At 55.6% G+C, this 12719-nt stretch carries 12 protein-coding genes; all 12 read left to right on the top strand.

Annotated features, from left to right (window positions below):
* Positions 1–2: 2 nt before the first annotated feature.
* The 12 genes from accC (at position 3) to DFG60_RS03285 (ending at position 12674) form a co-directional block, all read left to right on the top strand.
* Positions 3–1355: an acetyl-CoA carboxylase biotin carboxylase subunit gene (gene accC, locus DFG60_RS03335; protein WP_114570331.1), complete on the top strand. Its 1353-nt coding sequence runs from the start codon at positions 3–5 to the stop codon at positions 1353–1355.
* Positions 1356–1479: 124 nt separating this feature from the next.
* Positions 1480–1893 (top strand): transcription antitermination factor NusB, encoded by a 414-nt coding sequence (gene nusB / locus DFG60_RS03330; RefSeq protein WP_114570330.1) that lies wholly within the window; start codon positions 1480–1482, stop codon positions 1891–1893.
* A gap of 58 nt (positions 1894–1951) precedes the next feature.
* Complete coding sequence (gene folD, locus DFG60_RS03325) at positions 1952–2785, top strand: bifunctional methylenetetrahydrofolate dehydrogenase/methenyltetrahydrofolate cyclohydrolase FolD (RefSeq protein WP_114570329.1); 834 nt, start codon at positions 1952–1954, stop codon at positions 2783–2785.
* Positions 2782–4095 carry an exodeoxyribonuclease VII large subunit gene (gene xseA, locus DFG60_RS03320; protein ID WP_198661539.1) on the top strand — a complete coding sequence of 438 codons (1314 nt, stop codon included), beginning with the start codon at positions 2782–2784 and terminating at the stop codon, positions 4093–4095. Before folD ends, xseA begins: the two co-directional genes overlap by 4 nt.
* 6 nt (positions 4096–4101) lie before the next feature.
* On the top strand, positions 4102–4323 hold the full coding sequence (gene xseB, locus DFG60_RS13720) for an exodeoxyribonuclease VII small subunit (protein ID WP_198661538.1): 222 nt from the start codon (positions 4102–4104) through the stop codon (positions 4321–4323).
* Positions 4320–5189, top strand: a complete 870-nt coding sequence (locus DFG60_RS03315; RefSeq protein ID WP_114570328.1) for a polyprenyl synthetase family protein — start codon at positions 4320–4322, stop codon at positions 5187–5189. Before xseB ends, DFG60_RS03315 begins: the two co-directional genes overlap by 4 nt.
* A 126-nt stretch (positions 5190–5315) precedes the next feature.
* Entirely contained in the window at positions 5316–7202 is a 1887-nt protein-coding gene (gene dxs, locus DFG60_RS03310; protein ID WP_114570327.1) for a 1-deoxy-D-xylulose-5-phosphate synthase, read from the top strand.
* A 6-nt stretch (positions 7203–7208) separates the two neighbouring features.
* Positions 7209–8015 carry a TlyA family RNA methyltransferase gene (locus tag DFG60_RS03305; RefSeq protein ID WP_114570326.1) on the top strand — a complete coding sequence of 269 codons (807 nt, stop codon included), beginning with the start codon at positions 7209–7211 and terminating at the stop codon, positions 8013–8015.
* A 134-nt stretch (positions 8016–8149) separates the two neighbouring features.
* A complete protein-coding gene (gene ahrC, locus DFG60_RS03300) occupies positions 8150–8599 on the top strand; it encodes a transcriptional regulator AhrC/ArgR (protein ID WP_114570325.1) in 450 nt (149 codons plus the stop codon).
* A 12-nt stretch (positions 8600–8611) separates the two neighbouring features.
* A complete protein-coding gene (recN, locus tag DFG60_RS03295) occupies positions 8612–10318 on the top strand; it encodes a DNA repair protein RecN (RefSeq protein ID WP_198661537.1) in 1707 nt (568 codons plus the stop codon).
* 3 nt (positions 10319–10321) lie between these two features.
* Positions 10322–11032: a sporulation transcription factor Spo0A gene (spo0A, locus tag DFG60_RS03290; RefSeq protein WP_114570323.1), complete on the top strand. Its 711-nt coding sequence runs from the start codon at positions 10322–10324 to the stop codon at positions 11030–11032.
* An 89-nt stretch (positions 11033–11121) separates the two neighbouring features.
* Positions 11122–12674 (top strand): IS3 family transposase gene (locus DFG60_RS03285; protein ID WP_232818602.1). Its coding sequence is split into 2 segments (ribosomal slippage): positions 11122–11758 and positions 11758–12674, totalling 1554 coding nucleotides; the frame shifts between segments, so codons are not numbered across the junction.
* Positions 12675–12719: the final 45 nt, after the last annotated feature.

Genomic DNA, 12719 nt, shown 5'->3' with positions numbered 1-12719 from the left:
ACATGGAGAAGTTATTGATCGCAAACCGCGGGGAAATCGCGGTCCGGATCATCCGGGCCGCCAAGGAACTCGGCATCCCGACGGTCGCCGTCTACTCGACGGCAGACAAAGAAGCCCTGCATGTCAAGCTCGCTGACGAGGCTTACTGCATCGGAGGCGTCAGTTCGAGCGAGTCCTACTTGAACGTCACGAACATCCTTGCCGTCGCGACGAGCAGGGACGTGACGATGATTCACCCAGGGTACGGCTTCCTCGCTGAGAACGTCGATTTCGCGGAGATGTGCGAGGCTTGCGGCATCAAGTTCGTCGGACCGTCGTCAGAGGCCATCCGGCAGATGGGAATCAAGGACGTGGCGAAGAAGACGATGATCGCATGTGGCGTCCCTGTCGTACCGGGTTCGGACGGAACGGTGAATGACGAAGAAGCGGTGAGTCTGGCGGGGGAAATCGGCTATCCGGTCATCATCAAGGCAACGGCGGGCGGCGGCGGCCGCGGCATCCGCGTCGCCCGTTCGGAAGAAGAATTGATTGAAGGACTCGAACAGACACGGCGTGAAGCCAAGCAGGCGTTCGGGAACGGCGAGGTTTATCTGGAACGTTTCATCGAGGAGTTCCGTCATGTCGAGGTACAAGTCCTCGCGGATCGTCACGGGAATGTCATCCACCTCGGTGAGCGGGACTGCACGGTCCAGCGCCGGATGCAAAAGCTGATCGAGGAGGCACCATCTCCTGCCGTCAGTGAAGCGACGCGGAGAAAGATGGGAGAAGCTGCCGTCAAGGCGGCGAAGGCGATCAATTATACGGGAGCCGGGACGATCGAATTCATTTTCATCGAGGAGACGGAAGAGTTCTTCTTCATGGAGATGAACACGCGGATCCAGGTCGAACATCCTGTCACTGAGATGATCACGGGGTTCGACCTCGTGCAAGCTCAGCTCCAGGTCGCGCTCGACCATCCGCTCGCCGTGACGCAGGAGGACATCACGTTCCGTGGCCATTCGATCGAATGCCGGATCAATGCAGAAGACCCGGATCATGACTTCCGTCCGCACGCCGGGCGCGTCACCCAATACGTCGCTCCGGGAGGCATGGGCGTGCGCATCGACAGTGCCGTCTATCCAGGCTATCTTATTCCGCCATTTTATGACTCGATGGTAGCGAAGCTGATCGTCCACGCCGAAACACGGGAAGAGGCATGTGCGAAGATGGAACGGGCACTGTCTGAATTCTGGATCGAAGGTGTCAAGACGACGATTCCGTTCCACGAACTCGTGTTGAAGCATCCGGTATTCCGCCGGGGAACGTTCACGACGAAATTCACAGAACGGGAACTCCGGGCGCCAATCGTGAAATGAACAGGACGATGGAGGTTCGAATCTTGAACTCCCATCGTCTTTTTTGTTGTTCTCTATGTTTTTAGAGGGGCGAGTATGCTAAACTAACTGATTGAGAACGACAAAAAAAGGAGCACGTATACACATGATGAAACGACATATGGCACGCGAACTTGCGGTGCAGTCACTCTTCCAAATGGAACTATCGGATTTGACTGCGGAGGAAGCGATTGAATTCGCGGTAGATGACAAGGAATATGATGAATTCGTAGGGCGGCTCGTAGAAGGCGTAGTCGCGAACAAGGACGTCGTCGACGCGAAAATTCGCGAAGCGCTCGTCAACTGGTCTTTCGAACGTCTCGGTAACATCGAGCGGACGATTTTGCGACTCGCGGTCTATGAGCTGCTGTTCGAAGAAGAAATTCCGGTCCGAGTCACGATCAACGAAGCAATCGAACTGACGAAGGCGTTCGCCGAGGACGAAGCGACGAAAATCGTCAACGGTGTACTCGGTAAGGTCGCGAGCAGCATCGAGAAGGAGAGCGGTCCTTCCAACTGAAAGAAAATCAAATAGAGAAATGAAGAAGAGTGAAACGAACCTTGGGGGAGTGGACATCATGGCAGAAGTTATCAACGGAAAAGAAATTGCACGTTCGTACCGGATGAAGCTGAAAGAACAAGCGGAACGCCTGAAAGAACAAGGGATTTTACCGAAGTTGACAGTCATTCTCGTGGGGGAAGACCCTGCGAGCCAGTCGTATGTCCGCGGCAAGGAGAAGGCGGCAAAGGAAATCGGGATCGAATCGGAACTCATACTGATGCCGAACGAGACGTCTGAGGAGGAATTGCTCCGCACGATCAATCGTCTGAACGCGGACGCAAGTGTCCACGGTATTCTCGTCCAGTTGCCTTTGCCAGGCCAAATCGATGAGAAGAAAGTCATTTTCGCCATCTCTCCTGCGAAGGATGTCGATGGATTCCACCCGGAGTCGATCGGCAAGATGATGATCGGGGAGAAGACTTTCCTGCCATGTACGCCTAACGGGATCATGCATCTGATCAAGGAGATGGGTGTTTCGATCAGCGGGAGCCACGTCGTCATAGTCGGACGGAGCCAAATCGTCGGTAAGCCGGTCGGTATGATGTTCCTGAATGAATCGGCGACGGTGACCTATTGCCATTCGAAGACAAGTGACCTCGCCTTCTTCACACGCCAGGCGGACATCCTCGTCGTCGCTGTCGGTGTCCCGAACCTCATCACGGCTGACATGGTGAAGGAAGGCGTAGTCGTCATCGATGTCGGCGTCAACCGGGTCGACGGTAAGCTGATCGGTGACGTCGACTTCGAAGGCGTCAAGGACGTAGCTTCGATGATCACGCCAGTCCCCGGCGGTGTCGGTCCGATGACGATCACCATGCTCCTCCATAACACGATCGAGGCGGCGCAATGAAGGAAACGTTCGAGGTTTCGGAACTCGTCGGATACATCAAGCGCCAACTGGAAGATGATCTTCTGTTGAGTCGGATACAGGTGACAGGGGAAGTGTCGAATTTCAAGCGGCACTCCTCCGGTCACCTCTATTTCACCTTGAAGGATTCGAACTCCCGGATGAAAGCCGTCATGTTCGCTCGAGACGCGGCGAAGTTAGCGGACATCAAGGATGGCATGCACGTCGTCGTGACGGCACGCGTGTCGGTGTACATCGCATCAGGCGAGATGCAGCTCTACATCGAAGAGATGACTGAAGAGGGCGTCGGTGTGCTGTTCGAGGCGTTCAATGCCCTGAAGAACAAGCTTGAATCGCGCGGATGGTTCGATCCTGAACAGAAACGGATGCTTCCCCGATTTCCGGAGCGGATCGGCATCATCACCTCGCCGAAAGGAGCTGCTCTTCATGACATCGCGACGACGCTTCGCCGTCGCTTTCCCCAAGGTGCGATCGTGTTCGCCCCGGTTCTTGTCCAAGGTAAGGACGCAGCACCTCAGATCGCGCGTGCGATCCGTGAAATGAACGCCTTGCAGGCGTGCGATGTCATGATCATCGGTCGCGGAGGCGGATCGATCGAGGAACTTTGGGCGTTCAATGAAGAGGTCGTCGCCCAAGCGATTCACGAATCCGTCATCCCTGTCGTCTCAGCCGTCGGGCATGAGACAGACTTTACGATCAGTGACTTCGTCGCGGACGTCCGGGCGGCGACACCGACCGGCGCAGCTGAACTCGTCACGCCTGAGGCGGAAAAACTGACGGACCGTTTGAGTGAAGCAGCACGTCGGCTCGACCGGTCGTTCGGGCAATTCATCGCCGTCAGGAAAGAGCGGGTGGAACGGCAAGCGAACAGCTACGGCCTCAAATCCCCGCGCGTGCTGCTCGGATTGAAGCAGGAGCAGCTCGACCGGGCCGAGATGGAATTGCTCCGTGTCATGCGGACGCGCCTTGACGAGGCCGGACGGAAGCGAAAGCTCCTATCGGAGAGACTTGAGCGGGTTCCGCTGAGACAGCGGATGGCGACGAGTAGCGAGACTGTCTGGCGCCTCAAAAAGGAGCTAGGCCGTGTGAACAATCTATTGCGCTCGAAGCAGGAAAGTCTGTTGCAGACAGCCGCTCGGCTGGAAAGTGTCAGCCCGATGCAGGTGTTGCTCCGCGGCTATACGTTCATCGAACAAGACGGAAAATTGGTTCGTTCGAAAGATCAACTGACAGAAGAACCGTTCACTGTCCGGTTCCACGACGGGGTGATCCGAGCGAGAAGAGAGGACTGAAGTGAGATGGATACGGAACGCACATTCGAAGAGGCGCTCGAACGGCTCGAGGAGATCGTCGGTCTTCTTGAAGAGGGAGATGCGCCGCTTGAACAGGCGATGACGCTCTATGAGGAAGGCGTCAAGTTGACGGCGCTATGCCAGCAGAAGCTGTCCGTCGCAGAACGCAAGCTAGATCAAATCCTCGAGCAGGACGGCACGTTACGTGAAAAAGGAGGAAACTCATGATTGCGTTGACAGAATGGAAAGACCAGGTCGAATCAGCACTCTCAGCCTATATCGAACGGCTGGATGCACCTGAACGCCTGCGGGATGCGATGCGCTACTCCCTTGAAGCGGGCGGTAAAAGAGTCCGTCCGGCGCTGATCTATGCCGTGCTCGATGCGTACGGTGTCGAGCGTGCGAAGGGGGACGAAGTAGCTGCTGCACTTGAGATGATCCATACATATTCCTTGATCCATGACGATCTGCCTGCGATGGACGACGATGATGTCAGACGGGGACGTCCGACGAATCATATCAAGTTCGACGAGGCGACCGCTATTCTGGCGGGAGACGCCCTGCTTACGAATGCGTTCAGTTGTCTGCTCGCTTCAAATCTAGTGGCCGAGACGAAAGTCGCACTCGCTGTAAAGCTCGCGGAAGCGGCGGGTGCGAGCGGTATGGTCGGCGGACAGCTCGACGACATGCTCGGCGAGCGGGGCGGAGTGGAGTCGGTCGAAGAGCTTGAATCGATTCATCGCCGCAAGACCGGTGCATTGCTCGTCTTCGCGCTCGAAGCGGGCGGGCTGATCGCAGGCGTGTCGGCAAGCGATGCCGAGTCGCTCAAAAACTTCGGTCGTCATCTCGGGATTGCTTTCCAAATCCAGGACGACATCCTCGACGTGACGGGTGACGCCTCGAAAATCGGCAAGCCGGTCGGCAGTGACGAACAGAACGACAAAGCGACCTATCCGAAGCTGCTTGGCATGGACGGAGCAAGGCAGGCGCTCAAGGAGCAGGTCGACGGAGCCAATGCCTCGATCGATAATCTGACGGTCGAAGGCGGCACTCTGCGTGCGCTCCTGGATTTCGTCGTGCAACGAGACCATTGAGAAGGACGGCGCTCATACCCGCGCCGTCCTTCTTCGTGCGCCCGGATTGTGGCGTTCCCTTGATTGTTCTAGTACAATGTAGGGTACAAACCATTTAAGAATGTAACGGAAAGAGGGCGTTTAAAAATGAAACTGACAGAGATTCAAGATCCGTCATTTTTGAAGCGTATGTCCGTCAGTGAACTCGAACAGTTCGCAGGCGACATTCGACGCTTCTTGATTGAGCAACTCGCTGAGACGGGTGGGCATCTCGCGCCTAACCTCGGTGTCGTCGAGTTGACGCTCGCGCTCCACCGTGAATTCAACAGTCCAGACGATAAGTTCGTCTGGGACGTCGGACACCAGGCCTATGTCCATAAGATTTTAACGGGGCGTGCCGGACAGTTCGATACGCTTCGGAAACATAAGGGGCTTTGCGGTTTCCCGAAACGAAACGAAAGTGAGCATGACGTGTGGGAGACCGGACACAGCTCGACCTCGTTGTCGGCGGCGATGGGTATCGCCGTGTCGAACGAGTTGAAAGGAAACTCGGACCGTGCAGTCGCGATCATCGGGGACGGAGCCCTGACTGGCGGAATGGCGCTCGAGGCGCTGAACCATATCGGGGCAGAGCAACAGAACGTCATCGTCATCCTGAACGACAATGAGATGTCGATTGCTCCGAACGTCGGTGCGATGCACAACATGCTCGGCCGGATCCGTTCGTCTCGCAAGGTGCGCCACGCGCAGGACGAGATCGAGGCGATGATCAAGAAGATTCCGCTGATCGGCGGAACGCTCGAGAAAGGCGGAGAACGCCTGAAAGAGGCGGTCAAGCAAGTCCTCGTTCCGGGCATGTTCTTCGAGGAGCTCGGCTTTACGTACTACGGGCCTGTCGATGGTCACGACCTAGAGGACTTGATCGAGAACCTTCATTACGTCAAGAAGGAGGAAGGGCCTGTCCTGCTCCACGTCATCACGAAAAAAGGGAAAGGTTACCGTCCTGCCGAGTTCGACGGTGTCGGGACCTGGCATGGCCTCGGTCCTTATAAAATCGAGTCAGGAGAAGTCATCAAAGGGAAGTCGAAGGCACCGAGCTATTCCTTCGTCGTAGCTGATACAGTGACGAAGATGGCACGCAAGGATGAGAAGATCACACTCGTCACGCCTGCGATGAGCGTCGGCTCGAAACTCGACTGCTTCGAACGTGAATTCCCTGAGCGGATGTTCGATGTCGGTATCGCCGAGCAGCACGCTGTGACATTCGCGGCAGGTCAAGCGACGCAGGGGATGAAGCCGGTCGTCTCGATCTACTCGACCTTCTTCCAGCGCGCCTATGATCAGCTCGTCCATGATGTCGCCCGCCAGAACCTCGACGTGACGTTCACGATCGACCGATCAGGACTCGTCGGCGCAGACGGAGAGACACACCAGGGTGTGTTCGATATCGCCTTCATGCGCCACGTGCCGAACATGCGGATCGTCATGGCGAAGGACGAGAACGAGCTGCAACATCTGCTCTATTCCGCGGTCAAGTACGAAGGACCGATCGCTGTCCGCTTCCCGCGCGGGGAAGGAATCGGCGTGCCGATGGACGAGACGCTCAAGGAGCTGTCGCTTGATACATGGGAAGTCGAACGCGAAGGGACTGACGTCGCGATCCTGACGTTCGGTCCGCAAGTACAGGACGCTTTGAAAATCGCAGACGAGCTGAAGGATGAGCTGTCCGTCCGCGTCATCAACTGCCGGACGATCAAACCGCTCGACGAGACGATGCTGAACGCATTGTATGAAGAGGGCATCCCGCTCGCTACGATCGAAGAGGCATCGCTGAAAGGCGGATTCGGTTCAGCCGTCCTTGAACATGCAAATGAACAAGAGGCATATCCGCGCATCAAACGCTTCGGCATCCCGGACCTCTATGTCGAGCACGGCGGAGTCAATGAATTGCTTGAAGAACTAGAATTATTGCCTGGACAGGTCGCGCGTAAACTGGTCGCCTTCGTGGGTCAGGGAAAGAAACAGAGTGTGTGATATAGAATGGAAAAAGTAAAGAAAGTCCGCCTCGACGTACTACTCGTCGAGCGCGGTTTATGTGAGACGCGCGAGAAGGCGAAACGATCGGTCATGGCAGGTCTCGTGTACTCAGGTACGGAACGCCTCGACAAGGCGGGAGAAAAGGTGAAGGAAGATATCCCGCTCTCCGTCAAGGGGCAGGTCATGCCGTACGTCGGTCGCGGCGGCTTCAAAATGGAGAAGGCTCTCCAGGTGTTCGACTTCGATGTCAAAGGAAAGACTGGTCTTGACATAGGGTCGTCGACCGGAGGGTTCACGGATTGCGCCTTGCAGAACGGTGCTGCTCATATGTACGCGCTCGACGTCGGATACAACCAGCTCGACTGGAAGCTGCGTTCTGACGACCGGGTGACGGTGATGGAACGCACGAACTTCCGTCATGCGACACCCGACATGTTCCCGGTCGTGCCTGATTTCGCGACGATCGATGTTTCCTTCATCTCGCTTCGTCTGATCGTCCCGCCGCTGAAAGGGATTTTACGCCCGGGCGGTGACGTGATGGCGCTCGTAAAGCCCCAATTCGAAGCTGGACGCGACGATGTGGGCAAGAAAGGGATCGTGCGCGAAGCGAGAACCCATGAACGCGTGCTGCGTGAGATGATCGAGTTCTTCGTCGCTCAAGGCTTCGAGGTGAGGCAGCTCGACTATTCTCCGATCACAGGCGGAGAAGGCAACATCGAGTTCCTGCTCCACGCTCGTCTCGGCGATCCGGGCATCGCGCCGGACGTCGATCCGGGCGCGACGGTCAGCCAGGCTCATGATAAACTATGAATTGATGACGGCAGACTTCTTCTGAATGGAGGGGGTCTGCTTTTTTGACTGACCTTCCGCAAAAGCATGACATGGACATTTCGGGAATCATTGCATTACAATAGCAAAGAAGATAAAAAGTGTGAGGTGCTAGGATGACAAAGGGCCAACGATTGATTAAAATCCGCGAAATCATCACCCAGTCGGAAATCGAGACGCAAGATGACCTCGTGGAGGAACTGCGCAGTGCAGGCTATAAAGTGACGCAGGCGACCGTATCGCGTGACATCAAGGAGCTTCATCTCGTCAAGGTTCCACTGAACGATGGACGGTACAAATACAGTTTGCCGGCGGATCAGCGTTTCAACCCGCTCGGAAAGCTGAAGCGGTTGCTTGGAGACAGCTTCATCTCGATCGATTCCGCTCAGAATCTGATTGTCATGCACGTCCTCCCCGGGAATGCCAACGCGATCGGCGTCCTGCTCGACCATCTGAGCTGGCCTGAACTGCTCGGAACGGTATGCGGGGACGACACGATCTTGATGATTGCGCGGAGTGAGGATTCGTCGAAAGAGATCACAGAACGCATCATCGGAATGCTGTAAGGGGTTGAAATCATGTTAGCCGAACTATCGATCAAACAATTCGCCATCATTGACCAGCTTCAAATCACTTTTCATAAAGGGATGACCGTGCTGACGGGAGAGACGGGTGCCGGGAAATCGATCGTCCTCGATGCGATCGGACTGTTGATCGGCGGACGCGGGTCTGCGGAGTTCGTCCGATATGGCGAAGAGAAGGCTGAGCTCGAAGGGTTGTTCCACGTCGAACCGGATCATGCGGTCTATGCATCTGCCGAAGAGTACGGAATCGAGCTCGAGGATGGTTCGATCATCCTGCGCCGTGACCTGTTCGCTTCCGGTAAGAGTGTTTGCCGCATCAACGGAAAGCTCGTGACGCTTGCGATTTTGCGTGAGTTCGGCCAATTGCTCGTCGACCTTCACGGACAGCACGAACATCAACACCTGATGGAGAGTTCGTTCCATCGTGCCATCCTCGACGATTTTGGACGAGATAAGATCGAACCGTTGTTCCGGTCTTACAGCGCGAAATTCGAGCGGTACGAGGAGAAGCGTGACGCGCTCCGTTCGCTCGCCCAAAGCGAGCAGGAACTTGCGCAACGTATCGACCTTCTGTCGTTCCAGACGGAGGAAATCAAGTCAGCGAATCTACGAGCCGGTGAAGAAGAAGAACTTCTGAACGAGCGGAATCGCTTGGCGAATTTCGAAAAATTGCATGGTGCGCTGAATGCTGCCTACGACTCGTTGAATGGCGAAATGCGCGGAATCGACTCGGTAGGTGATGCGATGCGCGAATTGCAGCAGGCCGCAAGTATCGATGAACGCTTCACGAGTCAAAGTGATGCGATCGGGAACGCCTTCTTCGGACTTGAAGAGGTGAGCTACGCGATTCGCGATCAGCTCGAGACGCTCGAGTTCGATCCGGTCCGGCTCGATGAGATCGAGCAGCGTCTGTCTGCCTTCCAGCAACTCAAACGCAAGTACGGCGCGACGATCGAGGACATCATCGCTTATGGGCAAAAGATCAGTGATGAGCTCGAGAAGATGACGAACCGGGACGAGCTGATCGAACAGCTGAAGAACGAGGTCGATACGCTCTCTGCTGAGCTCTTCGAGATCGGCGGTGAACTTTCCGCTGTAAGACGTAAGACGGCACTCGCACTAAGCGAAGCCATTCATGCTGAATTACGCGAGTTGTACATGGAAAAGGCGCGTTTTGATGTCCGCTTCCTTCAGGATGGGAAATCACCAGTCCTCAAGAAGACCGGGATCGACGAAATCGAGTTCTATATCATGACGAACGCGGGAGAACCGTTCAAGCCGCTTGGTAAAGTCGCTTCTGGCGGAGAGCTTTCGCGAATCATGCTTGGACTGAAGTCGATCTTCTCACGGTCGGTCGGTGTCGCATCGATCATCTTCGACGAGGTCGACACAGGTGTATCTGGCCGAGTCGCCCAAGCGATGGCTGAAAAGATCTATCGGCTCTCAATCGGGAGCCAGGTCCTCTGCATCACGCACTTGGCTCAAGTCGCGGCGATGGCCGATCAGCATCTCTACATCCGAAAGGTCGAAGAGACGGACCGGACGACGACCCAAGTGTCGATCTTATCGAGTGCTGAGCGCGGGAACGAGCTTGGTCGGATGATTTCCGGTCCTCAAATGACTGATTTGACACTCCGTCACGCGGAGGAGTTGATGCAACAGGCATCGGAAATGAAAGAATCGCTAGCGAATGGGGTGTGACGATTGATTAGGATTGGGATAGCAGACGATAACCGGGAGATGGTGGAGTTGATTCGTCAGCATCTCTCGGCGCAGGAAGACATGGAAGTGATTTGCATTGCGCATGACGGGGAGAACTGCCTGGAGATGCTCGATGAGGCGAAGCCGGACGTGCTGCTGCTCGACATCATCATGCCGCACCTTGACGGACTTGGCGTCCTTGAGGAACTCGCTAAGCGGAAGAGCGGTCCAGAGGTCATCATGCTCAGCGCATTCGGCAAGGATGAGGTGTCCCAGCAAGCAGTCTCGCTCGGTGCGGCCTACTTCCTGCTGAAACCATTCAGCATGGAGCAACTCGTCAACAAAATCAGGCTCGTCACGAAAAGCAGCCAGTCGATCGAAGCGCCGGATGCCGTCGTCGCGACGATGTTGCGAGAAGTCGGCATCGCACCGCACATCAAAGGCTTCACCTACCTGAAGGACGCAGTCCAGATGGTGCGGGAGCGGGAGGAACTGCTCAGCCTCATCACGAAGGAGCTCTATCCGACGATCGCGAAGCGGCACCAGACGACGGCTTCACGGGTCGAACGTGCGATGCGTCACGCGATCAAATCAGCCTGGAACGAGGGGATGAACAAACATATCCTCTTCCACGGCCGGATCGAACAAGAGAAGAGTCCAAAAAACTCGGAGTTCATCTCATATGTCGCGAATTATATGGATCAATTCGAATGAACATAGGCTTCCTCCTCGCCATGATAAGCTCCCTCATAAGTAAACAGTTGAAACAATAAAACTGTCTGCTTATGAAGGGAGCTTTTCCTATGTCTAAAAAACGGCATACCGCGCTAGAAAAGATGAGAGCCATCCGAGCATATGAAGAAGGAACTGGAAGCATGGCCGCGATCGCGTCGCAGTTCGGAATCTCGCTAGACACACTCAAAGAATGGAGAAGCGTATACCGAAACGGCGGCCTTACGGCGCTCGAACCCCGCAAAAAATGGACGGGCTACACGACAGAGCTGAAACATCGAGCCGTACGCGACGTCCTGGAAGGTCGTGAATCCATTCGGAGCGCGACAAAAAAGTATGGTATCTCCGGCAAGAGCGTGTTGAAGAACTGGATAACGCAATATAATGGTCATAGAGAAATCAATGAGAGAAAGAGGCGAACCTCTATGACCAAGGGAAGACAGACGACGTTCGAGGAACGGATCGAAGCGGTGCTCGACTGCATCGGGAGAGGAAAGGACTACCATGGGACGGCAGAGACCCATCGGGTCTCGTATCAACAAATCTATAGCTGGGTCCGGAAGTACGAGAAAGACGGACCAGACGGCTTGATGGACCGGCGGGGACGCACGAGGATGGATGAGGAATTGACGGCGGAGGAACGCCACGCCATCGAGAAGAAGCGACTCGAGCTTGAAAACGAACGTCTCCGCGCGGAGATCATGTTCCTAAAAAAGTTAGAGGAAATCGAGAGGAGGCGAAACTGAGCCAAGTCCGAAACATGGACAAGTACGAGGCGATCCGGAAATTCACAGGTAAGACCTGTTTGTCGATCAATCGTCTATGCGACATCGCGGGTGTCTCGCGCGCCGCCTATTATAAATGGATGAGGTGTGTGCCTTCGGCTCGCGAGGTGGAGAACAAAGCCATCGTCGAGGAGATGCGGACGATCCATGAAGCGGTCGACGGTACCTACGGCTATCGTCGGATGCGTTTGAACCTGAAGCGTCGTTTCGGCAGAAACGTCAACCACAAGCGTGTACGCCGGCTGATGCGCATCGCAGGGCTTCGCTGCGTGATCCGTCGGAAGCGGGCGCAGTATATTCGGCATCCTGCGCAGCAGACAGCTGAGAACCTTCTGAACCGGGATTTCCGTGCGGACGCCCCGGACCAGAAGTGGGTGACTGACGTCACGGAGTTCAAGTATGGGGCTTCGAAGAAGGCCTATCTGAGCGCGATCCTCGACCTGTACGACGGGTCGATCCGCTCCTACGTGATCGGGCACGCGAACAACAACCAGCTGGTCTTCGATACGCTCGACATCGCCATCGCGGGCTCCCCCGGAGCCCGTCCCCTCCTCCATAGCGACCGCGGCTTCCAGTACACGTCCCATGCGTTCCGCTACATGACAGGAAAAGCGGGAATCACACAGAGCATGTCCCGCGTCGGGAAGTGCATCGACAACGGACCGATCGAGTCGTTCTGGAGCGCCCTCAAATGCGAGAGGTACTATCTGCATAAGTACGAGACGTTCGACGAGCTTCGTCATTCGATCGAACAATACATCGAGTTCTACAATCACGAACGATACCAGCAACGATTAAACGGCCTCAGCCCGTTGGAGTACAGGGCTGAGGCCGTTTAAAGGGTTTTCATTTTTACGACTGTCTACTTGACAGGGAGCTGTTCA

The organism is Exiguobacterium flavidum, assembly GCF_003344535.1.
Taxonomy (GTDB): Bacteria; Bacillota; Bacilli; order Exiguobacteriales; family Exiguobacteriaceae; genus Exiguobacterium_A; species Exiguobacterium_A flavidum.
This window is presented reverse-complemented; position numbering and strand designations above follow the sequence as displayed.

Excerpts from the sequence above, each read along its gene's own strand:
- DFG60_RS03315 (WP_114570328.1), top strand. The coding sequence starts at position 4,320 with ATGATTGCGTTGACAGAATGGAAAGACCAGGTCGAATCAGCACTCTCA.
- dxs (WP_114570327.1), top strand. The coding sequence starts at position 5,316 with ATGAAACTGACAGAGATTCAAGATCCGTCATTTTTGAAGCGTATGTCC.
- nusB (WP_114570330.1), top strand. The coding sequence starts at position 1,480 with ATGATGAAACGACATATGGCACGCGAACTTGCGGTGCAGTCACTCTTC.
- recN (WP_198661537.1), top strand. The coding sequence starts at position 8,612 with ATGTTAGCCGAACTATCGATCAAACAATTCGCCATCATTGACCAGCTT.
- xseA (WP_198661539.1), top strand. The coding sequence starts at position 2,782 with ATGAAGGAAACGTTCGAGGTTTCGGAACTCGTCGGATACATCAAGCGC.
- DFG60_RS03305 (WP_114570326.1), top strand. The coding sequence starts at position 7,209 with ATGGAAAAAGTAAAGAAAGTCCGCCTCGACGTACTACTCGTCGAGCGC.
- accC (WP_114570331.1), top strand. The coding sequence starts at position 3 with ATGGAGAAGTTATTGATCGCAAACCGCGGGGAAATCGCGGTCCGGATC.
- xseB (WP_198661538.1), top strand. The coding sequence starts at position 4,102 with ATGGATACGGAACGCACATTCGAAGAGGCGCTCGAACGGCTCGAGGAG.
- ahrC (WP_114570325.1), top strand. The coding sequence starts at position 8,150 with ATGACAAAGGGCCAACGATTGATTAAAATCCGCGAAATCATCACCCAG.
- folD (WP_114570329.1), top strand. The coding sequence starts at position 1,952 with ATGGCAGAAGTTATCAACGGAAAAGAAATTGCACGTTCGTACCGGATG.